Origin of the sequence: Streptomyces sp. NBC_00094, assembly GCF_026343125.1 — a bacterium.
Classification (GTDB): Bacteria; Actinomycetota; Actinomycetes; order Streptomycetales; family Streptomycetaceae; genus Streptomyces.
In genome coordinates, this window is sequence record NZ_JAPEMB010000001.1 from 7,370,027 (window position 1) to 7,394,791 (window position 24,765).

Annotated in this window: 22 protein-coding genes and 1 pseudogene; 14 read left to right on the top strand and 9 right to left on the bottom strand. The window is 72.2% G+C overall.

The window, feature by feature from the left end; translation table 11 throughout:
* The first annotated feature begins 398 nt into the window (after positions 1-398).
* From OG580_RS32610 to OG580_RS32670, 12 genes are all read left to right on the top strand, one after another.
* Positions 399-1,259 (top strand): hypothetical protein, encoded by an 861-nt coding sequence (locus OG580_RS32610; RefSeq protein WP_267047245.1) that lies wholly within the window; start codon positions 399-401, stop codon positions 1,257-1,259.
* Positions 1,260-1,323: 64 nt separating this feature from the next.
* A complete protein-coding gene (locus tag OG580_RS32615; protein ID WP_267047246.1) occupies positions 1,324-1,596 on the top strand; it encodes an acyl carrier protein in 273 nt (90 codons plus the stop codon).
* 10 nt (positions 1,597-1,606) lie between these two features.
* Entirely contained in the window at positions 1,607-2,416 is an 810-nt protein-coding gene (locus OG580_RS32620; RefSeq protein WP_323182644.1) for a 4'-phosphopantetheinyl transferase superfamily protein, read from the top strand.
* Between the two features lie 809 nt (positions 2,417-3,225).
* Positions 3,226-4,332: an AI-2E family transporter gene (locus OG580_RS32630; RefSeq protein ID WP_267047248.1), complete on the top strand. Its 1,107-nt coding sequence runs from the start codon at positions 3,226-3,228 to the stop codon at positions 4,330-4,332.
* Between the two features lie 60 nt (positions 4,333-4,392).
* Positions 4,393-4,944, top strand: a complete 552-nt coding sequence (locus OG580_RS32635; RefSeq protein ID WP_267047249.1) for a hypothetical protein — start codon at positions 4,393-4,395, stop codon at positions 4,942-4,944.
* A 176-nt stretch (positions 4,945-5,120) separates the two neighbouring features.
* Positions 5,121-5,324 (top strand): cold-shock protein, encoded by a 204-nt coding sequence (locus OG580_RS32640; RefSeq protein ID WP_024760785.1) that lies wholly within the window; start codon positions 5,121-5,123, stop codon positions 5,322-5,324.
* 292 nt (positions 5,325-5,616) lie between these two features.
* Positions 5,617-7,056, top strand: coding sequence for a DEAD/DEAH box helicase (locus OG580_RS32645; protein WP_267047250.1), 1,440 nt, complete (start codon positions 5,617-5,619; stop codon positions 7,054-7,056).
* Between the two features lie 232 nt (positions 7,057-7,288).
* On the top strand, positions 7,289-7,987 hold the full coding sequence (locus OG580_RS32650; protein WP_267047251.1) for a 4'-phosphopantetheinyl transferase: 699 nt from the start codon (positions 7,289-7,291) through the stop codon (positions 7,985-7,987).
* A gap of 96 nt (positions 7,988-8,083) precedes the next feature.
* Positions 8,084-9,790 (top strand): tetratricopeptide repeat protein, encoded by a 1,707-nt coding sequence (locus OG580_RS32655; RefSeq protein WP_267047252.1) that lies wholly within the window; start codon positions 8,084-8,086, stop codon positions 9,788-9,790.
* Between the two features lie 155 nt (positions 9,791-9,945).
* Positions 9,946-10,431, top strand: a complete 486-nt coding sequence (locus tag OG580_RS32660; RefSeq protein WP_267047253.1) for an SAM-dependent methyltransferase — start codon at positions 9,946-9,948, stop codon at positions 10,429-10,431.
* Between the two features lie 63 nt (positions 10,432-10,494).
* Entirely contained in the window at positions 10,495-11,337 is an 843-nt protein-coding gene (locus OG580_RS32665) for a response regulator transcription factor (protein ID WP_267047254.1), read from the top strand.
* Positions 11,334-12,782 carry a HAMP domain-containing sensor histidine kinase gene (locus tag OG580_RS32670; RefSeq protein WP_267047255.1) on the top strand — a complete coding sequence of 483 codons (1,449 nt, stop codon included), beginning with the start codon at positions 11,334-11,336 and terminating at the stop codon, positions 12,780-12,782. The genes OG580_RS32665 and OG580_RS32670 overlap by 4 nt, the downstream gene beginning before the upstream one ends.
* Here OG580_RS32670 and OG580_RS32675 read toward each other — a convergent pair.
* The 8 genes and pseudogenes from OG580_RS32675 to OG580_RS32710 form a co-directional block, all read right to left on the bottom strand.
* Positions 12,745-13,275, bottom strand: a complete 531-nt coding sequence (locus tag OG580_RS32675; protein WP_267047256.1) for an SgcJ/EcaC family oxidoreductase — start codon at positions 13,273-13,275, stop codon at positions 12,745-12,747. The two genes, OG580_RS32670 and OG580_RS32675, sit on opposite strands and share 38 nt — an antisense overlap.
* Before the next feature lie 274 nt (positions 13,276-13,549).
* Positions 13,550-13,949: pseudogene (locus tag OG580_RS32680) on the bottom strand (isochorismatase family protein); the annotation flags it as partial.
* Positions 13,950-13,977: 28 nt separating this feature from the next.
* Positions 13,978-14,886: a nitroreductase/quinone reductase family protein gene (locus OG580_RS32685; protein ID WP_267047257.1), complete on the bottom strand. Its 909-nt coding sequence runs from the start codon at positions 14,884-14,886 to the stop codon at positions 13,978-13,980.
* A 393-nt stretch (positions 14,887-15,279) separates the two neighbouring features.
* Positions 15,280-17,919 (bottom strand): NPCBM/NEW2 domain-containing protein, encoded by a 2,640-nt coding sequence (locus OG580_RS32690; protein WP_267047258.1) that lies wholly within the window; start codon positions 17,917-17,919, stop codon positions 15,280-15,282.
* A 673-nt stretch (positions 17,920-18,592) separates the two neighbouring features.
* A complete protein-coding gene (locus tag OG580_RS32695; protein ID WP_267047259.1) occupies positions 18,593-19,942 on the bottom strand; it encodes a carboxyl transferase domain-containing protein in 1,350 nt (449 codons plus the stop codon).
* 197 nt (positions 19,943-20,139) lie between these two features.
* On the bottom strand, positions 20,140-20,607 hold the full coding sequence (locus OG580_RS32700) for a DUF6114 domain-containing protein (RefSeq protein ID WP_267047260.1): 468 nt from the start codon (positions 20,605-20,607) through the stop codon (positions 20,140-20,142).
* 2 nt (positions 20,608-20,609) lie between these two features.
* The gene (locus OG580_RS32705; protein ID WP_267047261.1) at positions 20,610-21,266 is read right to left on the bottom strand and encodes a DUF6230 family protein; all 657 of its coding nucleotides are present in this window, start codon (positions 21,264-21,266) and stop codon (positions 20,610-20,612) included.
* Positions 21,267-21,462: 196 nt separating this feature from the next.
* On the bottom strand, positions 21,463-22,137 hold the full coding sequence (locus tag OG580_RS32710) for a TetR/AcrR family transcriptional regulator (RefSeq protein ID WP_267047262.1): 675 nt from the start codon (positions 22,135-22,137) through the stop codon (positions 21,463-21,465).
* A 395-nt stretch (positions 22,138-22,532) separates the two neighbouring features.
* Between OG580_RS32710 and OG580_RS32715 the strand changes: the two genes are divergently transcribed.
* Positions 22,533-23,201 (top strand): Tat pathway signal sequence domain protein, encoded by a 669-nt coding sequence (locus tag OG580_RS32715; RefSeq protein WP_267047263.1) that lies wholly within the window; start codon positions 22,533-22,535, stop codon positions 23,199-23,201.
* Positions 23,202-23,249: 48 nt separating this feature from the next.
* On the opposite strand, the gene OG580_RS32720 is transcribed toward OG580_RS32715, so the two are convergent.
* A complete protein-coding gene (locus OG580_RS32720) occupies positions 23,250-23,708 on the bottom strand; it encodes a Crp/Fnr family transcriptional regulator (protein WP_267047264.1) in 459 nt (152 codons plus the stop codon).
* Positions 23,709-23,936: 228 nt separating this feature from the next.
* Here OG580_RS32720 and OG580_RS32725 point away from each other — a divergent pair, with 228 nt between their 5' ends.
* On the top strand, positions 23,937-24,632 hold the full coding sequence (locus OG580_RS32725; protein ID WP_267047265.1) for an alpha/beta hydrolase: 696 nt from the start codon (positions 23,937-23,939) through the stop codon (positions 24,630-24,632).
* Positions 24,633-24,765: the final 133 nt, after the last annotated feature.

Genomic DNA, 24,765 nt, shown 5'->3' on the forward strand with positions numbered 1-24,765 from the left:
CGGGAGTCAGGGCCTGCCGGTTACCCAGCAGCAGCATTGGTTTAGACCATAGCCCCTGTCAAGTGACGCATCGATATGCCCAGTTGTTTCGCCTTCGTGGGTGAAAGGGCTTCCCATGACCCCTCGTCGGACCTCCCCGCACCCGGCGGCTTTGGTCTAGACAAGCTGTGAGCGACTGACCTAGGGTCCATGGGGCAGCCCCGGTCCCCATGGGCCCCGGCGGGCCCCGTGCGACCCCGTGGCCCCGATGGGTCGGCGGCCGGATTCGCCGCTGCGTCCGGTCAACGGCGACCGTTTTCCCGGGCGTTCGCACCTGTGTCATCACGCCGCGGCGACGCGTCCCGCCGACCCGGCCGACGCCCCCGACTGTTAGCCCACGCTGAGAGGGAGCGGTTTCCATGAGTACGTCACGTGTCACGGCCTTGCCGGACGGCGGTCTGAAGAACCCCGGTCCGGGTCTGCTCACCCTCGACCCGGTCCACACGGCCCTGCTGCACGGCCTGGACGACCTGCTGACCGGTCTCGCCGCCCGCCTCTCCGCCCCCGAGGTCGTCGGACCGCCGCTGCTGGCCGTGGAAGGCCTGGAGCGGCTGGACTACTTCCGCAACTTCCCCCATCTCGGCGTCTCCGCAGGGCGGTTCACCCCCGAGGCCCTCGACGGCCTGGCCGCCGGTGAACAGCCGGGCGAGCTGCCGCTGCGGCCGACCGGCCATCTCCTGCCCTCCGCCACCTGCTACGGCCTGCTGCTCTCCCTGGAAGGGCGGGACGTCGGCGAGGACGGGCTGCGGCTCTCCGCGACCGGCCGCTGCTTCCGTAACGAGACCCACTACGACGGACTGCGGCGCCTCTGGGGCTTCCACATGCGCGAGGTCCTCTATCTCGGCACCAAGGACGGCGCGGTCGAACACCTGCAGAGAGGCGGCGAGTTCGTCCAGGAGATCGCCGGACGCCTGGGCCTCGACCTCACCCGGGCCACGGCCGACGACCCGTTCTACGACCGGGGCGGCTCCCGGGCCCGCCTCATGGCGCTCGACCCCGTCAAGCACGAGTTCAGCGCCCCGGACGGCACCGCCATCGCCTCCGTGAACCGGCACCGCAACTTCTTCGGCGAGCGGCTGGACATCCGCGCGGGCTCCCAGGGACCCGCGTACAGCGCCTGCGTCGCCTTCGGCGTCGAGCGCTGGGTGCACGCGATGATCCTCGCCCACGGCACCCCCGAGCAGGCACTCGAACACCTCCGCGCCGCCTCCGCGGCCTGACGCCCGCGGCCCGAACCGCTCGATCCTCAGGACCACCCGTACCAGCAAGGAGTGACCCCGCACCATGGAACGTATCGCCGCGTGGCTCCACGAGAAGAACCCCGGCCTCGACGGCCCGATCGAGACCGACGAGGACCTCATCGAGGCCCGGCTCATCGACTCGATGGACTTCCTGGAGTTCATCGACCTCCTGGAGGAGATCTCCGGCGACAGCATCGACCTCCAGGACGTCACCATCGACGACTTCCGCACGCTCGACCGCGTACGGCAGCGCTTCCTGACGCCGCCCGGAACGGCGACGGCCTCCGGAACGGCCGTCCCGGCGGCCGCCGGATGACCCCTCGCCCGTGACCGGCGGCCCGCCGTCGGACGGAGACGGCCGTACGGCGCTGGCCGCCGCGGCGACCACCGGGGAGGTCCTCGCCCACCCGGAGCTCCACGAGGGACTGCTCGCACCGTGGGAGCTGCGACGGCTGGACGCGGTACGGGTGCCGAGCCGCCGCGACGACGTCCTGGCCGCGCGGCTGCTGCTGCGGCTGTGCGTCGCCCGGTACACCGGGCGGTCCCCGGCCGCGTCGGCCCCGGCCCAGTTCTGCGCCGCGTGCCGGCGCCCCGGCCACGGCCGCCCGTACCTCCCCGGCCGTCCCGGCGTGGGCATCAGCCTGAGCCACGCCGACGGGCTCGTCGCGGCGGCCGTCGGCCCCGGCGCGGTCGGCGTCGACGTGGAGCCCTCGACCCGCCGCCCCGGCCCCCTGGCGGTACTGCGGCGCGTCCTCCCCGAGGCCGAGGTACGGAAGGCCGCCGCGGAACCGGACCCCGGCGCCGCCCTGCTCCGCCTCTGGGTGCGGAGGGAAGCCCTGCTGAAAGCGGGTGAGGACGACGTCCGGCTGCTGGAGTGGACGGACCGGCACCGCTCCGCCGTGGTGGCGGTGGCCGCCACCGCCCCCGCCACGACCTTCTCCGTCGGACCGGGAAGCGCGGACCCCGGCCCCTTACGGGCGGCGTGCGGTCAGGCCGCCGAACCCCACGCGGTGGTCAGCCCGTCCAGCCACGCCGGCGGCAGTTCGGCGGCGTCCCACTCCTCGTGCAGCGCCGTCGGCGCGGCGATGAGCCGTTCCAGCACGGCGACGCTGGTGGCGGAGTGGACGAGGGAGTAGCGGCCGTGGATCGCGATGGCGCTGCCCGGCCCGTACTCCGCGTACAGCCGCTCCAGGCGGGCGTGATGGACCGAGGAGAACTCCGTCAGCCGCCCCGGGTACCCCGCCCGCTGCCGGGGGCTCATCGTCCCCAGGACCGCGGTGAGCACCTGTTCGGTGGCATCCGGGTCGAGGTCGGAGACGGCGGTGTACGAGAGGTAGAGCGGCGTGACCGCCACCTTCGCCCGCTCCATCTCGGCCCGCCCGACGGGCGAGCGGTCGTCGGCGGAGGTCACCGTCGGATCGAGCGTGATCGCCTCGCGGAGCGTGCGCTCGGCGATGTCGCCGAGCTCGTCGGCGACGGCCCGGGTGCCGGCGAGCCAGCCGGCCGCGTAGAGCTCGCCCTTCTCCTCCGGAGCGCTCCGCCCACGGCCGACCTCCGTCTGCGCGAGGGCCAGTGCGCCGGCCTCGACGAGCCCGATCAGCTCCTCGGCGTCGCCGGACCAGACCCCCGCACGCGCCAGGAGCTGGAGGAGCGTCCTCTTGGCGTTGAGGACGCTGTCCGCGTCCAGCGTCTGCCGTCCCTCGTCGGCGGCGCTCATGGGCTCCTCCTCGTGTCTTCCGCGTCTCGTCCGTGTCTCTCGAACGGCGCGGTTCCGGGGTGCCCCTCGTGCTTCGCCGTCTCCGGACACGCACCCCGCCACGGACACTAGCAGCGGCCGATCATCCCGATCGTGACGCCTGATCACCCGGAACGGCCCGCTGTGCTGGTCGGGCGAATGTCGGGCCGGCGGCGTGGGCCCGAGAGGCCCCGGTGGTACGTCGTCGGCATGCAGCCAGGCACAGCACCGCCGGTGACCCCGTTCCTCCGCACGGCCGCCGCCTACGCGTGGCGGCTCCTGATCGTGGGCCTGCTCGTCTACAGCCTGTTCGCCGTCCTCGGCCGCTTCCACGAGATCGGGGTGGCCGTCTTCCTCGGCCTGGTGATCACCGCGCTGCTGCGCCCCGTCGCCGACATCGTCGCCCGGGGCCTGCCGCGGCCGCTGGCGGTCACGCTCACCCTGCTCGGCGGCGTCGCGCTCGTCCTCGGCGTGCTCGCGCTGGTCGGCGAGGCCGTGGCGGGGGAGCGGACGACGCTGGTCCGCGAGTTCAGGGAGGGCGTCGGCCGGATCGAGGACTGGCTCGGCCGGCCGCCGTTCCGCCTGCACCAGGAGGCCCTGTCCGACCTCCAGGCCAGGATCGGCCAGTTCCTGTCCAGCCATCGATCGGCCCTGGTGAGCACGGCGCTGAGCGGCGCGGGGCACGTCGTGGCCGTCCTGACGACACTGGCGCTCGCGCTGTTCTCCGCGGTCTTCTTCATCAACGCGGGAGACCGGCAGTGGGCCTGGTTCCAGAACCAGCTGCCCGGATCCGTACAGGGCAGGGTGGGGATCGCGGGCCGCGCTGCCTGGCGCACCTTCACCGGCTACACGCGCGGGATCGTCCTGGTGGCCGCCGTCAACGCCGTGCTCGTCGGACTCGCGCTCTGGCTCCTCGGGGTCCCGCTGGCCGTCCCGCTCGCCCTGCTGGAGTTCGGCGCGGCCTTCGTCCCGCTGATCGGCTCGCCGATCGCCCTCGGGGTGGCCGCCGTGGTGGCGCTGGCGTCACAGGGCCCGCTGGTGGCGGCGATCGTGATCGCCCTGATCGTGGTCATGGGCCAGATCGAGGGACACCTGCTGCACCCGCTCGTCATGAGCCGGGCGGTCCGGCTGCACCCCCTGGTGGTGGCCGTCTCGGTCATCGCGGGCTCCATCGCGGCCGGCGTCGTGGGCGCCGTGGTGGCCGTGCCGCTGGTGTCGGTGGTGTGGTCGGTCCACACGGCACTGCGGAAGGCGCGGGCGGCAGAGGAGGCAGGGGAGGCGCGGGAGGCAGGGGGTGCGACGGGGGCGGAGGGTTAGGGTCGACCCGGGCCACCGGGACGCGGGCGGGCCGCCATCGATCCGACGGGGGACGACACGATGACGCACGACGCCAACGCGGACGACGCACCGGAGCACGCCCCTGACGCGGGCGACGTACCGGCGCACGCTCGGAACGCGGACGACGTACCGGCGCATGCCCCTGACGCGGACGGCGCGAAGCCCTTCGCCGCCGGGGTCCGGCAGCCGCTCCACCGGCGCGTGCTGCGGTTGGCGGCGCTGATCCCCTTCGCCGTCGGCGTCCTGCTGCTGTTCTCACACCTCCTCGGGTGGACCGCCGTCGTGGAGGTCACCCCCGGTCGGGCCGCCTTCTGGGTGGGTATCGCGGCGGCCACGGCCGTGCTGGAGCGGCGTCGGGGCGCGCCCGGTCTCGGCAAGGGGTGGCTCCTCGGGTTCGTCGTCGGCGTGCCGGCGTGGGCCGTCGCCGAGTGGCTGGCCGGCTCCGAGCCACTGTTCCGGATCCCCCTCTGGGGCTCGGTCCTGCTGACCCTGCCGGGGCTCGTCTGCCTCGTCGCCGAGCACCGGAGGGGCCCGTCCGACCCGGAAATCACCGGGGTCCCGCCCCAAAGAGACCTCCCGGCCATTCCGTGATACAGTAGTTATCAGTTGCAGTTGTGGTTCCCATAGACTTCAAGTGCTTAGGTGGGTTCATTCTCGCCAGAGCACTTTTTGTATTTTCGGTGCTTTTTCCGGACGGGGCAATCATCGCGGCGACGCCGGGATTCACGCAGTGTGAATTCCGGGTAATGCCTCGAAGGAGATATCGCATGGCTACCGGCACCGTTAAGTGGTTCAACTCGGAAAAGGGCTTCGGCTTCATCGAGCAGGAGGGTGGCGGCCCCGACGTCTTCGCCCACTACTCGAACATCGCGTCCTCCGGCTTCCGTGAGCTGCAGGAGGGCCAGAAGGTGAACTTCGACGTCACGCAGGGCCAGAAGGGCCCGCAGGCGGAGAACATCACCCCCGCCTAAGCTTGACGCGTTCGACGCAGCCGGTGCCCCCCACCCCCAGGGTGGGGGGCACCGGCCGTCGCCGTTTTACCGGGCCTGCAACCCGCCGCAGGCCGCTGCCCGGCGGGTCCCCCGGCATCCCGCGACACCGGATGCCCTCGCGTATCGCATCGCACCGCACGAATACGCCCGGATTCGTACAGGTGCAGTTCTCGGCCCGTTCCTGCATGTCCGACGGCTTGTTTCCGCCGTGGATTCCTTGATACGCGCCGCATCGCTCCCACGCAGATCGCCGTATCGAGGAAGGCCCCCCATGAACCGCTCGGACCGTAAGAACGAGACCCGCCGCCCCATCCCGGCCAAGGGCGAGTTCGCCCTGCCGGTCACCGTCACCCCTGGCCTGCCGCCGGCGGAGACCTTCGACGCGATGGAGCTGCCCGCCGAGGTGCTGCGGACGCTGACCGAGCTCGGCGTCACCACCCCGTTCCCGATCCAGTCCGCGACCCTGCCGAACGCCCTCGCGGGCCGTGACGTCCTGGGCCGCGGACGCACCGGCTCCGGTAAGACGCTCGCGTTCGGTCTCGCGCTCCTCACGCGCACGGCCGGCCGGCGCGCCGACGCCAAGAAGCCGCTGGCCATGATCCTCGTCCCCACGCGCGAGCTGGCCCAGCAGGTCACCGCCGCGCTGGAGCCGTACGCCGGCGCCCTCAAGCTGCGGATCGCCACCGTCTTCGGCGGCGTGTCGATCAACCGGCAGGTCGCCACGCTGCGGGAGGGCGTCGAGATCGTCGTCGCCACTCCCGGCCGCCTCATGGACCTCGTCGAGCGCCGCGACTGCCGCCTCGACCAGGTGCGGATCACCGTCCTCGACGAGGCCGACCAGATGACCGACCTGGGCTTCATGCCCCAGGTCACCGAGCTGCTCGACCAGGTGCCGCCCGGCGGACAGCACCTGCTCTTCTCGGCCACCCTCGACCACAACGTCGACCAGCTGGTCCGTTCCCACCTCAGCGACCCGGTGGTCCACTCGGTCGACCCGTCGGCCGGCGCCGTCACGACGATGGACCACCACGTGCTCCAGGTCCACGGCCCCGACAAGTACGCCACCGCCACGGAGATCGCCGCCCGCGACGGGCGGGTGCTGATGTTCCTCGACACCAAGCAGGCCGTCGACCGGTTCACCCGGCACCTCCTCGGCAGCGGCGTCCACGCGGCGGCGCTGCACGGCGGCAAGTCGCAGCCCCAGCGGATCCACACCCTGGAGCGCTTCAGGACCGGCGCCGTCAGCGTCCTCGTCGCGACGAACGTCGCGGCCCGCGGCATCCACATCGAGGACCTCGACCTCGTCGTCAACGTCGACCCGCCCGCCGACCACAAGGACTACCTGCACCGCGGTGGCCGTACGGCCCGCGCCGGCGAGTCCGGCAGTGTCGTCACCCTGGTCACGCAGGACCAGCGCAAGGACATGGCGCGGGTGATGACGGACGCCGGCATCCGGCCGCGGATCACCCAGGTCCGCTCGGGCGAGGCCGAGCTCAGCCGTATCACCGGAGCGAAGACCCCGTCGGGCGTTGCCATCGGGGGCAACGCACCCGTCGGCGCGGACCGCCCCCAGCGCGGCGGCGCGGCCTTCCGGGGCATGGGCACCGTTCCCGGGAAGCCCGGCCGGGCGAAGAACGAGTCGCGGCGCTCCGCCGAGGCCCGCAAGCAGGCCGAGGCCCGCCAGGCCGCCCGCATCCGGCGCGGAGCCTGATCGGGTCGCGCCGAGGAGGTGCGCCGGCGGAGCCCGTACGGGCCGGTCTTGCGTCCCTGCCGGTGCCGTGGTCGGATGGCACGTCTGTTTTATGATCATGACCACGGGGGGCGGCGCATGACCGGGACAAGGGACCGGTGATCCGTCACACGGGGGGAGGCGACGGTCGACGCCGTCGCGGCGCTCCCTTGATGTCCCGCCCCGTGACCACCCCGAACGCGGAGGGAACAGCATGATCGGCGAGCTCGTGCCCGGCTCGGTCGCCACGGCCTGGCGCCTCGACGACTCCGAACCCGTCACCCTCTTCCCCGAGGAAGCGGCGATCGTCGCGAGGTCCGTCGACCGGCGACGGCGGGAGTTCGCCACCGCCCGGCTCTGCGCGCGCCTGGCCCTGGGCCGGTTCGGGGTGCCCGAGGGCCCCCTGACACCCGGTCCGCGCGGCGAGCCCCGGTGGCCGGAGGGCATGGCCGGAAGCATGACCCACTGCGACGGCTACCGGGCCGCCGCGGTGGCCAGGACGACGGACGTCGTCTCGCTCGGCATAGACGCCGAGCCGGCCCTGCCCCTGCCGGAGGGGGTACTCGACGTGGTGTCGCTGCCCGAGGAGCGCCGTCACCTGGGCGACCTGGCGGCGCGGGCGCCGGAGGTCTCCTGGGAGCGGCTCCTGTTCAGCGCCAAGGAGAGCGTCTTCAAGACCTGGTACCCGCTGACCCGGCGCGAGCTGGGCTTCGACGAGGCGGTGCTCGATTTCGCCGTCGACGGCGATGCCGCCGCAGGCGTGAAGGCGGAGGGGGAAACACGCACCGGCACCTTCTCCGCCCGGCTTCTCGTGCCCGGGCCGGTCGTCGAGGGGACCCGCCACGAACACTTCACCGGACGCTGGCTGATCCGTGACGGGTTGCTGCTCACGGCGATCGTGCTGACGCGGTAGCACGCGAACCCGGGCCGCCGGGCCGGCTCTTCATCCGGAATTCACCGGCTTCGGGGATCGTCGTCCTTCGGATCCTTGCGGACGAGGGGGAGAGCGATGGCGCACGAGGAGACGTCGGGCACGGACAAGGGCACGGGAACGGCCGAGGCCGAGCGGGCCGTCGCCGCGCTGCGGCGCGCGGCAGCCGCCCGCCCCGCCCGCTACCTTCCCGAACTCGCCTACGCACTGCTGGAGTTCGGCTCGCTCCTGGCCGGTGACCCGGACCGCCACGAGGAGTCGATCGGAGTCCTGGGAGAGGCGGCCGGAATCTACCGGGGGCCGACCGGGGCGGACACCGATCTTCATCTCGTGGGCCTGGCCGTCGCGTTGCACCGGCAGGCCCTCAGCCTCGGCGTCGTGGGGCGACGTGAGGAGGCCCGGTCGGTGGCGCGCGAAGCCGTCGACCTCTGGCGGAGGATCGTGGAACGGGGCCTTGACGGCAGCCGGGGCGAACTCGCCGCCGCCCTGGTCAACTTCGGCAATCAGCTCGCCGAGACCGGTCACCACCACGAGGCCCTCGACCGGATCACCGAGGCAGTGGAGATACGGCGCTCCCTCGTCGACCCGGTGAGCGGAGCCGGCCGGGGCGAACTCGCCTCCGCCCTCGGGGATCTCGGCGTCAAGCTGGCGGAGATGGGCCGCCAGGTGGAGGCCCTCGACGCACTGCGCGCGGCGGTCGGCACGTACCGCGCGAGTGAGGCGGCCGGGGAGCGGGAAGTGGGGGAGCTGGGCGAGCACGCGGCGGTCGCCTTCGCCGCCGCCCGTACCCTCACCGGCCTCGGGCGGACCGAGGAGGCCGGCCCCTACTTCGCGGAAGTGGCGGCGCTCCGCGCGGAGATGCACGCACGCGAGCCGATGGCCATCGCGTTCCTGGACCGGATTCTCGACGGCCACGGCTACGGGGTCACCCGGGAGGGCCGGATCGCACGGGAAGAAGCCGATCCCGTCGACCGCGTCGAGCAGGTGAACGCGCGCGCTCTGGCCCTGGCGGATTCCGGCCGGGTGGAGCTCGCCGTCGAGACCCTGGACGAGGCCCTCGCCCTCGGCCGCGCGGCAGCCGCCGACCGCACCAGGAGAAGCGTCGTCGCTCTGGCGCGTACCCTGCACCACCTCGGTCTCGTACGGGCCTGGGCCGGCCGCCGCGCGGAGGCCCTCGACGCCGCCGACGAAGCCGTCCACCTCTGCCGCCGTCATCTCGTCGACGCGCCCGACACCTTCCGGCCCCTCCTCGCCGAGGCGGCGGACAGCCTCGGCAGCCGGCTCGCGGTCCTCGGGCGCCACCGCGACGCCGTCGCGCCGGCGACGGAGGCCGTGGCGCTCTACCGGCAGCTCGCGCACGCCGACCCGGCGACGTACGACGGCGAACTCGCCCGGGCGCTGAACAACCTCGGCATCCGGCTCACCGACAGCGACCGGCACGTCGAGGCGCTCGCCGTCACCGAGCAGGCCGTCGACCTCCACCGGAGCCTGCACCGGCGCGACCCCGCCCCCCAACTCTCCGGCCTCGTCCACGCCCTGGCCAACCTCGGCCTGCGGCTGGCCCGCCTCGACCGCCCCGACGAGGCCGTGCGCCCCACCGCGGAGGCCGTCCGGCTGCTGCGCTCCCCGGACCGGATCCATCCGAGCCACGACGTCGCCGCGCTCGCCGAGTCCCTGGCCTGGCTGGCCTGGTACCTGGGGAAGCAGGGTCACCGCTCAGCGGCCCGTGACACCGCGCGGGCGGCGGAGGACCTGCGGCGGCGCGCCCCGAAACCGGGAAGGTGACCGGGTTCGCCGGGTTCTGGCACCCGCAACAGACCCCTGACCCGGGGTACGGGCCGGGCATCTGACGGTCACTCGTCCGGGCCGTCGGCGACGGGGGTACGGTCGTGATCACGTACGGGCGCAGGCCGCCCCGCAGACGAGAAATGAGGAACCGCATGGCACAGGAACAGCGCACCCCGGTGACCGTCGTCGCGCACCCGGTGGGTCATGTCGTCGGCGGACGTGACGAGGTACGGGACGACGAGTGGGGCGACGTGGTGTCGGTCGTCCGGCTCGACGCGGAGGCCTTTGGCCCCGAGGCGCTGGCCGGTCTCGACGCCTTCTCGCACCTGGAGGTCGTCTACCACTTCGACCGGGTGCGGCCGGACGCCGTCGAGACCGGGGCCCGCCACCCGCGCGGCAACGCGGAGTGGCCGCTGGTGGGGATCTTCGCCCAGCGCGGCAAGAACCGTCCCAACCGCATCGGCGTCTCGCGCTGCAGGCTGCTCCGCACGGACGGCCTGGACCTCCATGTACAGGGCCTGGACGCGGTCGACGGCACACCGGTGCTCGACATCAAGCCGTACATGGCCGAGTTCGGTCCCCAGGGGCCGACCACCCAGCCCGCCTGGGCGGACGAGATCATGCGCCGCTACTACTGAGCGAGGGGGCGGCCCCCCACCGGCGGTGAACCGGCGTACGGAAGTCGAACTAGGGTTTCCTCCGTGCGTGTACTGCTGGTGGAAGACGACGAACCGATCGCCGAGTCCCTGCGGCGCGGCCTGCTGCGCTACGGGTTCGAGGTGGAGTGGGTGACCACGGGGGCCGCGGGGCTCGCCGTCACCACTCCGTACGACCTCGTCCTGCTCGATCTGGGCCTGCCCGACACCGACGGGCTCGACGTCTGCCGGGCGCTGCGGCGCCGCGGGGACGTGCCGATCATCGTGATCAGCGCGCGCAGCGACGAGACCGACCGGGTGGTCGGGCTCGAGATCGGGGCGGACGACTACGTCTCCAAGCCCTTCGGGGTGCGCGAGGTGATCGCCCGCATCCGGGCCGTGCTGCGGCGGGTCCGGCCCGAGGACCGGCCGTCGGGGCCGCAGCGTTACGGCGCGCGGCTGAGCGTGGACCGCAAGGCCGCGCGGGTGTGGTCGGACGGCGCGGAGGTGCCGCTGACGCCCAAGGAGTACGACCTGCTGGCCTTCCTCACGGAGGAGCCGGGCGCGTTGATGTCCCGCGAGCAGATCATGGAGGCCGTCTGGGACGCCAACTGGTTCGGGCCGACCAAGACGCTGGACGTCCACGTGGCCTCGCTGCGGCGGAAGTTGGCCGGGGCGGTGGTGATCGAGGCGGTGCGCGGGGTGGGGTTCAGGCTGGTCGTCGACCCGCAGGCGGACGCCGGAGGTCCGGATTCCGCGGCAGGTCCGGTGCCCACGGCAGGCCCGGCGGCCGCGGCAGGTCCGGTGTCCACGGCAGGTCCGGTGTCCACGGCAGGTCCGGTGTCCACGGCAGGTCCGGTGTCCACGGCAGGTCCGGCGACCGCGCCGGGTCCGGCGGACAGCGCGTGATCAAGCGGCTGATCGTCAGCTACGTGGCGCTCGTCGCCGTCGCGCTCGCCGCCTTCACCGTCCCGGTCGCCTTCACGCTCACCGCCCAACTGCGTGCGGACACCGAGGAGTCCGTACGTCGCGAGGCGACCACGATGGCGCTGCTGCTCGGGGACGGCGACGAGCCCGCCCGGCAGGCGCTCTCCCGGATGGCCGGGGCGTACGCGGACGAGACGCCCGGCACCGTGGAGGTGGTGGCCGCCGACGGCAGGGGCGCGGTGCCCCCGCTGCCGCTTCCGGAGCACCCGGGGGACGCGGCGTTCGCGGAGGCCCTGCGGCGGGGGGTGACCACCGTCGACTGGGGCTCCCGCCTCGTCTGGGGACCGGAGCTGGTGATCACCGTGCCCGTGTACGAGGGCCGGGACGCGGTCCGGGGGGCGGTGGGCGAGGAGCGGATCGTGGGCGCCGTACGCATCCGGTACGCGACCGCCGACCTGACGGACCGGCTCTGGCGGATCTGGGGGTTCCGGGCGATCCTCGCGGTCGGGGTGCTCGCCATCGCGGCCGGCCTCGGCGCCGTCGTGGCCCGGCTCCTGACGAAGCCGCTGCGCCAACTCAACGACATGGCGAGCAAGTTCGGGGACGGTGACCTGACGGCCCGGTCCCCCGTCACAGGACCCCAGGAGACGCGGACCCTGGCCCGGACGCTCAACCAGGGAGCCGAGCGCCTCGACACCCTCGTCGCCTCGCAGCGCATCTTCGTCGCCGACGCCTCGCACCAGTTGCGTACCCCGCTGACCGCGCTGCGGCTCGCGCTCGACAACATCGCGGACGGCGTCGACGACGCGTTCGTACGGGAGGACGTGGACCAGGCGACCGCCGAGGTGGTCCGCATGAGCCGGCTGGTCAGCGGGCTGCTGGTGCTCGCCCGTGCCGAGGCCAAGGTGTCCGCGCCCGAACCGCTGGCCCTGCGCGAGCTCGTCGAGGAGCGGCTGAACGTCTGGCGGCCCGCCGCCGACGAACGCGGGGTCACGATCGTCCTCACCGGGAACGCCGACGACGGGCCCCGGGTGCTCGCGGGCCCCGGCAGTCTCGACCAGGTCCTCGACAACGTCCTCTCCAACGCCCTGGAGGTCTCGCCGGACCGCGGGACGATCACCGTACGGGTCGAGACGGACGGCCCGGACGAGGCGGTCCTGGAGATCCTCGACCAGGGGCCCGGCATGTCCGCCGCCGAACAGGCCCGCGCCTTCGACCGGTTCTGGCGCGGCCAGGGCCTGACCGGCCGCACGGGCTCGGGCCTGGGCCTCGCCATCGTCAAGCAGCTGGTGACGGACGACGGCGGCGGGGTGGCCCTGCGGGACGCGCCCGGCGGCGGTCTGTGCGTGCGGATCGGCCTGCGGACGGCGGCCGACGTCCCGCGCCGGATCAGCCCTCGGCCGGCACCACCGAGGAGTGGTGGTTGACGATCAGCCACGTGCCGTCGCGCTTCTCGTACTCGTAGGTGTAGCGGGCGTCGACCGCCTTGGTGACACCGGTCTTCGGGTCGGTGAGGTGGAAGCGGTAGAGGCCGGCGTCGATCGCGGAGTTCCGGTCCAGGACGTGGATCACGGAGCGGACCTTCTCGCCCCTCGGCTTCTTCTGCAGGAAGTGCGCGAAGTAGTCCGCTATCTCGGCGTGGTTGGTACGGATCCGGGGCGAGGCGGTCGGCAGCAGGACGGCGTCCTCGGCGTACCGGTCGGTGACCTTCTCCGGGTCGCCGGTCAGCAGGGCCGCGTTCCACTGGTCGAAGAGCGCGGCGATCTCCCGCTCGGCGGCCTTGCCACGTTGTGCGCTCTTCTCTCCGTTCCTCTCCCCGCCCTTCTCGTCGGCGACGCCGACCCCTGCGGCGAAGGTGCCGAGTGCGGCCACGGCGAGCGAGGCGGCGAGGGCGGCGCGGACACGGGACTTACGCATCATCGGTGCTCCTGCTTCGAGTGAACGTCCCTCGAACGACGAGTGGTTCGAGTGCTGTCACTCTTGCGGCGGACGGTTTAACCGCCGTACAGCGGACGGCAAGAGCATGGACAAGACTCGGGAAAGACCGCCCCGCCGACGGCGTTCGGGCCGGGGGAGAGGTCGGCCGCAGGCCCGCGCCGAGGCGATGGGCCCGTGTCGGCTGCGGCGGTGCCGAGGACGTACGCGGCCGCCCGCGGGCCGGTTTCGCACCGGCGCGCGGGCGGTAGCCGGCAGGTCAGGCGTGGACCACCGGTTCTCCGCTGAGCGCGACGCCCGCCGCGCGCAGTTCGTCGAGGGCGACGCCGGTGGTGTCCGCGGCGACGCCGGCCGTGTAGTCGAGCAGGACGTGGACGTCGAAGCCCGCCCGGACGCCGTCCAGCGCGGTGGCCTTCACGCAGTGGTCCGTCGCGATGCCGACGACGTCGACGCCGCCGACCTCGCGGGCGCGGAGCCACTCCCCGAGCGGCGTTCCGTTCTCGGTCGCGCCCTCGAAGCCGCTCTTCGACGCGGAGTGCGCCCTTGAAGAAGACCTCGTCCACCGCGCCGGAGGTGACGACGGGCTCGAAGTCCGGGTGGAAGTCGCCCCCTTCGGTACCGACGACGCAGTGCACCGGGAACGAGTTCTCGAAGTCCGGCACGCGCCCGCCGTTCACCCGATAGGGATCATGAAACGGGACGGACGGGTGGGAAGGGGATCTCCGAGAGGAGCGGCAGCAGGGACTCCTCCTCGTACTCCAGGTGCGCCGTGAGCTCCGCCGACATCCGGGCCAGGTCGGAGCGGAACCGCTCGGGGTCGGCGCCCGCGATGTCGGCGAGCAGCGCGCCGAGTTCGCCCTGGAGGCGCGCTACCGTGCGGTGTTCCGTACGGAGCCGCTCGAAGACGTCGGCGAGGTGCGGATGACGGGCTTCGAGGCCGGGGAACAGGTGGGTGTCCTCGGCGACGTGGTGGAACTCCAGCGACTGGCAGAACGCCAGGCAGCGTTGCCGGATCCGGAACCCGAGCCCCGGCGCCGGCGGGGCGCCCGGTCCTCGGTGGGCCGCCCGCGCGGCGAAGTGGGCGTCGACCTCGTCGCGTACGTGTCCCAACTGGCCGCGGAGCCAGACGTGGACCTCCATGAGCTTGTCGGCGAGGTTCCGGACCTCGGCGGGGCTGTCCTCGGAGACCGCGGCGGGCTCCAGGACCACGACGGGCAGGGCGCGTGCGGTGTTCTCCTGGTACGTGCCGTAGCCGGGCTCGGCGCGCACCACGTGCGCGAACAGCCGATCCCGGCGCTCCCCTTCGGCGGGGACCGCGATCGCCTCGAACTCCTCGGCACCGAGCTCGACCCGGACCAGGGGGTGGGCCAGCAGGTTGTGGTACCAGTCGGGGTGCCGTTCGGACCCGAGGTTCGAGCCGACGACCATCAGCAGGCCGTCGTGGCGCACGTATCCGAGGGGCACGGTGCGCTCGGCGCCGGATCGCGCGCCGGTGGTGGTGAGCAGCAGCAGATCGCCGCCCTCGAAGGAGCCGCCGACCTGTCCCTGGTTGGCTCGGAACTCGTCGATGACGGACTGGTTGAACGATGTGGGCATGATGCTTCGTATCTCCGTGAAGGCCGCCGGGTCCGGCCGCGGGGGCGTGACGACGGCGGGGGGCGCCCGCGCGTGCGGGCAGAGCGGGACGGGGGCCCGTGAGGACGCGCCGCAGGCGGGCGGTCACGGGACGGGAACGCCCAGGTGCCTCACGCGGGAACGCCGCGCGCGAGTGCACCTGGAGCGTCGGATCAGGCGTGACCTGTACGGAACGGACTCATCCGAGGTCCTCCAGCGAACTGGTGGTCGCCCGACCGCCGGCCGGCCCACTGCTCTGTGGCCGGCGCCACGCGCCACAGATCCGATTAAACCACGGGCCCGACGAGCACCGGACGGAGACGGAGCCCCGAGCCGGCGGGGTGTCGTGAGGCTTGCGCCGGCTCGGGGGTGGCGTTATCGCACCAGCCTGGCGGCGGCCCAGTCGGCGTGGTCGCTGTTGATGCCGTCGCCGGCGTCCGTGACCTTGAGGGTCAGGGAGGTCACGCCGGTGATGTCGATGTCGAGGGTCCGGGTCGCGGTGGCCGGGATCATCGGGGTGGGGCTTTGGTAGAGCCTGGTTCCGTCGCCCCAGACCTCGAAGATGACCGTGGCGTTGGCGTTGACCTCGTCGTCGACGCCGATGTCGGACTGGAAGCGTGTGTACGTGCCGTTGAGGGCGTAGGTGATGGTGCCGTTGGCGTGGGTGCCGATGCCCTTGGCGTACGTGGTGCCGTTCAGTCTGAGGGGGTTGGCATCGACGCTCCTGTCCTTGCGGACGGTGCCGAAGTCGCTCCTTGCCTCGCTCCAGGCGAGATCGCTGAGGTCGGCCGTCTGTCCGCTTCCGCCGGCGGCGGTGGTGACGGCGACGCTGTCGCCGGCCGCGGAGACGTTGTCGGCGGCGTCCACCGCCTTCACCGTGAACGTGTACGGCGTCGAGGCCGACAAGCCCGTCGCGGTGAAGCGCGTACCCGTCGACGTACCGACGAGCGTGGTGCCGTTGTAGATCCGGTAGCCGGTCACGCCGACGTCGTCGGTCGATGCCGTCCACGTCAGGTCCACGCTGTTCGACGTCACGTTGCTCGACGTGAGGGCGGTCGGCGCGGTGGGGGGCGTGGTGTCGCCACCCGCGGCCCCGGTGGTCGCGGTCACGGATGTCCCCGCGGTCACCGGGACGGTCACGTAGGACACGGTCTTCCCGTACAGCGACTTGGTCTGCGGCGTCCGCGCCGTGCCGTTCACGGTGATCGTGGCGGGGGTTCCGTAGAACTGGGCTTCCCAGGTGACGGTGGAGCCCGAGTTGTTCGTCAACGTGGAACCCGTCGTACCGGTGTGCTTGAGCTTCAGATCGCTGGCGCCGACCTTGAGGTGGTCGATCTCCACCCACGGCGTCTCGGAGGTCAACCGCGAGACGGTGGCCACCTTGTCGTGCGGGGCGTCCGGCTGAACCCCCATCATGCCGTCGATCACGCTGCTGACCGCGAGGAACGAGACCTCCGGATAGGCGTTCTTGCCGGTCATGAGCTTCTTGAGCCAGGACCAGCCCTCCGAGGACCGGTTGTACTGGTAGTACATCTCCGGCAGATAGGAGGTCGCCTCGACGTTCAGGTCGTCGTCGTTGGCGGCGATGAAGTCCAGGTAGCCGCTGGTCCTGGGGCCGTGGTCGCCCAAGCCCGTGAGCATCATCAGGAAGCTGGCCTCGTGTCCCCAGCTGCTGTAACCCGTGCCGGCGGCGTCCTTGCCGCGGAGGTACCGGTTGTTCGTCGCGTCCCACCAGTTCGCCTCGAAGTGGTCGCGCACCCGCTGCGCGCGGCCCGCCCACTTCGCACTGGCGGTGTTGTCGCCCTTCGCCTTGAGGATCTCCGCGTAGGCCAGCATCGACTGGTACTGGTACCCGAGCGAATCGGCGGCGGAGACGAGGTTCTCGTTGGGGAACTCGAAGAACGTCGCCGTGTACTCCCCGGGCTGCTTCCTCGAAACCGGCTGTTCGCCGGACGGGTCGGCGTCGTTCCACCTCACCTCGTGGCTGTCCAGGAACGAACCCATCGTCGAGTCGTAATACGCGGAAAGGGTCGGATCGTTGATCCAGTCCGCGTTGCCCGTCCACTGGTACTGCTTGTACGCCTTGGTCATCAGGTTGAACGGCGACGGCAGTTCACGGAATCCGGTGCCGTCGATGTAGTACATGGCTCCGTAGGAGCTGTGCGCCCACAACGGCCAGCCGTTCTGGCCCGGATCGTCGGCATCCCCGGCGAACGTCCTCATCATGTTGTACGTCTCGGCGTCCAGGCCGAGCGCGTGCGCGCCGTCCGACTGGTGGGAGATGTCCCGGTTGTAGAAGGCCTCACGGTTCGTGTAGCTGCCCCAGTAGCCGGGAACCACCGTCGTGTGCGTGGAGTTCTTGAGGCGCCACCACTCGGGTTCGTGTCCCATCATGGGGTTCCCCGGGTGGAACGTCATGGCCAGGGCCCGGTTCTTGCCCCAGGTGAAGCCGTCGTTCAGCGTCGCGTTCGGCGAGTCGAGGGTCAGCGAGCTGGTCGGAGGCCCGACGTGTGCCTGGATCGTGATCCTGTCGACGCGCGGCACCTCGCCGGCGGACGTGGCGGTCAGCTCCAGGGTGTCACCGGCCTTGAGCGCGACCTTGCTCGACGTACGGGTGTCGATGTTCACCGGGTCGGTGTAGTCGCGGCCGTACCGCTGAGAGGTCGCCCAGGAATCCACGGGCGTGGAGTTCACGGAGATCTTGTACGTCACGCCGCTCGCGGTCTTGCCGTTGTAGCGCGTGATGATGTCGTACGTGCCGGCGATGCCGTCGAAGGTCGTGCGGGCGGTGCTGGTCTGTCCGGACGCACCGCGTGCGTAGGTCACGTGGTCGACCGACGTGCCGTTCCAGGTGTGGTTCACGGTGTCTGTCGCGAAGTTGGTCAGCGACATGTTCTCGACTTCGATCACATAGGGATCCGCCGTCGACTCCGCCGCCGCGGGTGCGACGGGTAAGGACATCGCGGTGCCGGTCGAGACGAGTACGGCGGAGAGTGCGCAGGCGAAGCGGCGCATGGGCGATCGATCCTTTCGCGTGGGGGTGTTCCTCGTGCCGAGGGCGGCCGGCCCGGAGAGCGGCCGGCCCGGAGAGCGGCCGGGCCGGAGAACGGCCGGGCCGGAGAACGGCCGGGCCGGAGAGCGGCCGGGCGGTGCGGGGCGACGTCGGAGCGCTGTCATCCGAGCCGTACCCGCCGTCGCCCAGGTCCGCCTGCCGCTGCGGTTTCGGCGCAGGCGTGAGGAGAGCCTGGGGGAGAGGTGCGCGGGCTCCTTCCCTCGCACAACGTGTTGGAAGTAGTTGAACTGTGTCGCCTATTGAGTGCTTCGCGGAGTGGGGGTGTCAAGAGGTGCGCGCGGTTCGGCCGCGTCGGCCGCGCCCGTGTGCGGGCTCGAGTGTCGCGGTCCCGGCGGACTGTTTCGAGGCAAGGGGCTCGGCGACGCCGGCCCGCACGACGCCGCGTATCTGCAGCTCAGCGCTGCGAAGCGGTCGGATGGCCGCTGCTGCGGCGAGGAGGCCGGGGCGGGGTGGCCGCTCGTGGAACGGCACGATCCGCGCGGGATTAACTGGCAGCTTGCAGCAGCAAATTGACGCAGGGTCGGAAAGTTTTCATTGATGTGTTGCATGTGGCGGCAGGCGTGAGTAGCGTCCTGGCCCGCAAGGCCATGTGCGGACTCGTCGGGAGAAGCCCGCTCAGGGGCGGACCGGGCCCCGGACGATGCCGCGGATGACGTTCAGGTCGAGGAGGTCCTGGGGGCGTAGGCGGAGTTGGTCGGCGGTGGTGGCGGATTCCTCCGGAGTGCGTTTGAGGATGGCCGCCGCGAGTTCGGGGGCGATGACGGAGAAGTAGCTGTCCGGGGTCGCCCAGGTGTTGTCGGGGGCGGCGAGCGCGAGCGCGCCGCCCGAGCCGCCTTCGCCGATGAGGAGCGACGTGAGCGGGGTGCGAGCGGTGGCGACGGCCTCGAAGAGGGCGGCGATGGCGGGGCCTGCTCCGTCCCGCTCGGCCTCCGGGTCGTTGGCGGCTCCCGGGGTGTCGACGAGGGTGAGCACCGGGATGCCGAGGCGGTCGGCGAGCCGGATCAGGCGAGCTGCCGTACGGAATCCGGCGGGGCGGGTGGCGGTACCGCACTGGGCGGCGTACGCGACGGTGCGGCCGTCGGGCCGTCGGCCGAAGCCGCAGGTCATGCCGGGGTCGGTGCCCCCGCAGCGGTCGCCGGAGATCTCGGCTCGGAGCGAGAAGAAGGCGTCGAGGTAGGCGGGTGCCCTGGGCCTGTCGGGGTGCCGGGCGCGCGTCACGGCCTCCTGCCCGGACAGGTGGGGCGACGTGTCCGTCGCGCCGAGCGCGGTCGGGGGCGGGACCGGGCCCTCGGCCGGACGTGTGAGGAGCGTGAGCCAGCGGCCGAGCGTGGCGCGCAGCTCTCCCGCTGTCAGGACGGCGTCGATGTGGCCGTGGGCGAGCTGTGCCTCCGCGGTGTACGCGGCGGGGTCGGCGTCCGGCGGGCGCACCCGGGAGCCCGCGAAGCCGACCTGCGCGCCGGTCAGCGCGAGTACGACGTCGGAGCCGGCTCCGAGCGTGGCCCAGCCGCCGCCGGTCGTCGGGTCCCGCAGCACCGCGATCTGTGCCAGACCGGCGGCCCGTGTGAGCGCCGACTCGCGTGCCAGGTACTGGAGTTGCAGGAGTGCCCGCATCCCCTCGTGCATCCGGCTCCCGCCGGTGGCCGGCAGCACGACCACGGGCAGCCGGCGGGCGCGGGCCAGCCGGTGGGCGGCGACGGCCCGCGCGCCGGTCCGCTCGCCGATCGAGCCGCCGAGGAAGCCGAACTCGAAGGAGAGCACCACCGTCGGTACCCCGCCGATCGTTCCGGTGCCGCAGACCACCGACTCGTCCTCGCCGGTCCGGGTCGCGGCGCGGCCGTGGGCTGCGGCGTAACCCGGCCACCCGATCGGTCCGTCACCGCTCAAAGGGGCTTCGGTGAAAGGGAGTTCGGTGAAGTCGTCGGCGACGAGGGCGATCGCCTCGCGTGCCGTCATCGTGTCGGTCATGCCCGCCTCGCCGCTCGTCGCCTGGGCCGCCCGTACGGGTGGTGGGGCGGTGGTGGTGCGTCGTGTCCACCGTACGTCGGGAGTGAGGTGGGGGAGCGGGCGAGTGGGCGAGTAAGGGGGGCGTGTGCGAGCTCAGGGGGTGCCGGGCCCCGGGGTGCGTGGTCCAGGGGCCCGGCAACAGTGCGTGTACGGGTGTGTCAGACGCCCGGCCGCGGTGCCGACGTGGCGCCGGCCGTCGCCGCCGTCCCGCTCCCGGCTTCCGTCCCCTGCCGTCGGCGCCGGAGCCAGGACCGGCGTCGGGGTCGGTCGGGCAGCCAGCCGAAGGCGAGCGAGCTGCCGACCAGTCCCAGCATCATGCCGATGACGAACCCGCCCAGGTTGGAGGTGACCCAGCTCCCCAGGGACGCCAGGACGCCGACGACCGAGTAGAAGAGCCGCTGGCGCGGGTTGAGGACGACGAGCAGCCCGCAGATCACCATGAGGACGGGCAGCACGTATCCCACCAGGCTGTCCGCCCCCGCCGTGAGGATCACGGTGATGCTCGCCCGCTGGGTCACCAGGATCTCGGCGCCGCCCAGGGCGAGCGTGAGGCCGGCGCCGAACGGACGGTGGTACCGCCAGAGCCGGAAGGTCCGCCGGAGGCGGCGGGGGTGGCCGGGCGCCATGCTCAGCAGCCCTTCGAGCTGAAGCGCATGTGCAGGTCGGGCAGGGTGAAGCGGACGGCGGTCGTGGCGTAGTTGGTCTGCCGCAGGTCGTTGATCCTGACGGTGTCGGCCTGCTGGCCGAACACGCCCAACGGGCCCTTGACCGGGGGTTTCTCGAAGGTGCTGGCGTCGCCGCCGATCTCGATGTTGTCGAAGTCGGCGACCTTGCCGGAGATCTCCGTGGAGTCGGTGGTGAGCCCGGAGGCCTTGACGGGAGTGCCCTTGCCGCCCGCCGTGATGTGCAGGAAGGTGCCGCCGAGCTCCACGCTCTGGCAGAGGTTGGTGAGCTCGGCCTCGCGGATCGCGGTGACGATGACCAGGATCTGACCGCCGGTGTCGCCCGCGTTGGGGCTCCCCTCGGCCATGTTGTCGAGGCCGCCGAACTGCCCGAAGCCCCTGCCCTCCAGGGAGTCGGCGGTCACCGTGAACGGCATGCCGGAGATGGCGAACTGGGCGGCGAGGGCTCCCTGCGCGGTCAGGACGACCAAGGTGGCTGCCGCGGCCAGGGCGGGCCCGCCCATCAGCGCGGCGCGTCGGAAGCGGACCCGGCCGCGTCTGTCGGAGCCGTCGTCGGGTAAGGGGGAGTGCGCGTTGTCCTGGGTGGTGTCGGACTGTGCCATGAGGTGCTCCTGACATGAGTGAGGAAACAGACCTGCGCGGCGGCGTCCTGGCGCGGACCGTTCCCCGAGCTGCCCGGGTCTTCCTCGCGTGGTGCGGAGGCAGACGTGCCGCAGGGAACCTTTCGGACCGTAAGGCTTGCGGTTACCCGGGGTCAACTAGCGTGCGGAGACGGCCTGTCGGCAGCCCGACGATCGATCATTCGCGGGTGAAGGGAGCCACGACGACATGCACCAGACTGTCGAGCAGGAGAGGGAGATCGGTGATCCGTCCCTCGTCGACCGCGCGATGAACCGCCGCGTGGACGGCTCCCACCACGATGTCCACCAGCTCGCCCCGCGCCACCCATGGTGGCCCCGGCGGCGCGTCCGCGAAGAACCGTCGAAAACTGGCCAGAAGTTCGGCACGGGCGCGGCGCCCCGCGGGCCCCACCGACTCGATCTCGACCACCATGGTGGCGAAGGCGGGGGTCTGCGTGAGCTGGGTCAGGAGCACCCTTAGCCCGGCCCGTACGGAGGCCGGCCAGTCCGCCGCGCCGCCCCCCTCGTCGTACGCCCGCTGCATGGCGCGCACCACGATCTGGGTGCCGCCCCGGTAGGCGGCGATGACGGCGTCCTCCTTGCCGGAGAACAGCTCGTAGAACACCGGGCGGGTCACTCCGGCCGCCCGGCAGATGTCGCTGATGCGCGCGCCGGCGTAGCCGTTCTCCGCGACCGTCCGGGCCACTCCGTCGAGCAGCCGTTCCCGCTGTCGGGAGGCCACTTGTTCGGGGGTCAGCCGGCGCGGCCCGGGGCGCAGGGAGCGCTCCGGTTCGCGGCCCGAACGGGCCCCCGGCAGGACGAGCCCCTCCTCGGCCTCGCGAGCACTCGTCATCGGCCACATCCTTCCGGGCTTGTTGACGTCGCATACTCGGCAGGATTACAACCCTCGTGGGTTTTCCTCTCGGTGCGCCGAGTGTCATCGGGTGTTCTCACGTGTTCGGTGGAGCCGCTCCCCGAGGGACGGGACGCGTCCCCACCGTGCACCGCACCGAGTATCACGCTCGCGCACCTCTCACGAACACCGCTGCCGGAGATCCGTGGCGCCGGATCGCTCCGGCGGCGGTCGTACGCCGCTCATGCCCATGCCCATCCTCATGCCCGTGCGGCACCCCCCACCCCCTGGGCTCCCCACGCCCATGGGCGCCGCAGAGCACCGCCGGCACCGCAGAGCACCGCCAGCACCGCCGATCTCCGCACCCCCACCTCCGTACGGAAGGAAGCACCCCCATGCGCAAGCGCGCTCTCCTCGCGACCACCCTCCTCGCCGTCTCCGCCACACTGGCCGCGACCACGCAGGCCGGGGCCACCGGCTCCACCGCCGGCGAGGTCCTGACCACCGGCAGCGCCGGCGGCACCGCCGTCGCGATCGGCGACGTCCTCTCCGCCTCGCTCCCCACCGGGACCAAGGCCAGGATCGCCACCACGCAGGGCGGCTCCACCGGCATCACCTGCAGCACCTCGGCGTTCACCGCCACCGTCACCGGCAACCCGGCCGCACCCGGCACCGCCACCGAGTCCGTCACGGCCCACACGCTCAGCAGCTGCACGACCAACATCATCGGCGCGACGGGCGTGCAGAGCATCACGGTGAACAACCTGCCGTTCAGCACCGCCGTCGTCTCCGGCGGGGCGCTCACCGTCACCGCGGGCGCCGCGGGCCCGATCCAGACCACCCTGAAGATCAACAGCATCCTCGGCCTGATGACCTGCGTCTACCGGGCCGGCAGCCTGACCGCCACGCCCTCCAACACCGACAACTCGCTCACCTTCACCGACCAGCTGTTCACCAAGGTCAGCGGCCCCGGCATGTGTCCGGCCAACGGCTACTTCTCGGCGAAGTACGGACCCGTCCTGGACACCAGCCAGGCCGGCAGCCCCGCCGTCTTCGTGAACTGAACCCCGTCGTGGCCCCGCCCTCCCCGTGCGTACGGGGGAGGTCGGGGTTCACGCGAAGATCCCGCTCCCGTGGGGGGCGTACAGGTCGAGGAGCCGGACCCGGGTCACGTTCAGGCGGTGGGCCAGGATCGACCCCACCCAGAACGTGACCGAGGCGCCGAACTCCGCGTCCGTGTGGCACATCGACCGGACGGCCGGGGCGTCGAACTCGTACGCCCTCACCGGCGTCATCGCCTCGGCCCCCGACTGGCACAGATACGGGGGGAACAGCCAGGAGAGACCGACCAGCTCGCCGTGGCGCAGGGTCTCGATCACCGGCGACCCGCGGCCCGGCACCCTGGCGTCGAGCGTCACCGCACCCGTCTTCACGATCCAGAACCGGTCGGCGTGCTGCTGCTCCTCGAACAGCCGGTGACCGGAATCGAAGTGCACGTCCTCGGCGAACGCCATCAGCCGCTCCCGGTGCTCCGGCGGCAACGTGCTGACCTTGGGCGCGGCATTGGTCATGGCGGACCCTCCTCGGACGCTCGGCTCCCACCCCCAGTGTCCGCCCGCCCGTCCCCGCGCGCAGGGACGGGCGGGCGGACAGGCGCGAAGGAGGTCGGGCGAACGGCGGTCGGGCGAACGGCGGAGACGGACATGCGGGGCGAGCGCCGCGCACGTAGCGTGGCCGCGGGGAGACGGGGCGGGAGCAGGGGCGGGATCCATCCCTCACGCAGATCGGTTCGGAAACCCATGGCAGACAAGCCCACGATCGTCCTCGTGCACGGATTCTGGGGCGGCGCCGCCCACTGGTCGAAAGTCATCGTCGAGCTCCACCGGCGGGGCTACGACAAGCTGCACGCCGTCGAGAACCCGCTCACCGCGCTCGCCGACGACGCCGAGCGCACCCGGAAGATGATCAAGCAGGTCGACGGGCCCGTGGTCCTCGTCGGGCACTCCTACGGCGGCGCCGTCATCACCGAGGCCGGTGACCTGCCGAACGTGAAGGGTCTGGTCTACGTCGCGGCGTTCGCCCCGGACGCGGGGGAGAGCCCGGGACAGATCACCCAGGAGATGCCGCCGGCCGCCTTCGACAACATCGTCCCCGACTCGGACGGCTACCTCTGGATCAAGCAGGAGGCCTTCCACGACAGCTTCGCCCAGGACCTGACCCAGGAGGAAGCGCTGGTCATGGCCGTCACCCAGAAGGCACCGCTGGCCTCCACCTTCGGCGACACGGTCACCGCCCCGGCCTGGCGGGTCAAGCCGTGCTGGTACCAGGTCTCGACCCAGGACCGCATGATCCACCCCGACAACGAGCGCCGCATGGCGCAGCGCATGGAGCCGCGCAAGACCATCGAGCTGGACGCGAGCCACGCCTCGCTCGCCTCCCGGCCGGTCGAGGTCTGCGACCTCATCGAGCTCGCCGTACGGGAGACCGCCGGCTGACGTGCCCGAGCGGCACGGCCGCTCACCCGCGGCCCTTCACCTCGGGCCCCCGGCCCCCGGCCGTCGGCCCGCGGCTCTCCGCCCTCTCCCCGCCACCCCCCGCCCTCCGCCCGGCCCGGCGTGCGCGCGCCGG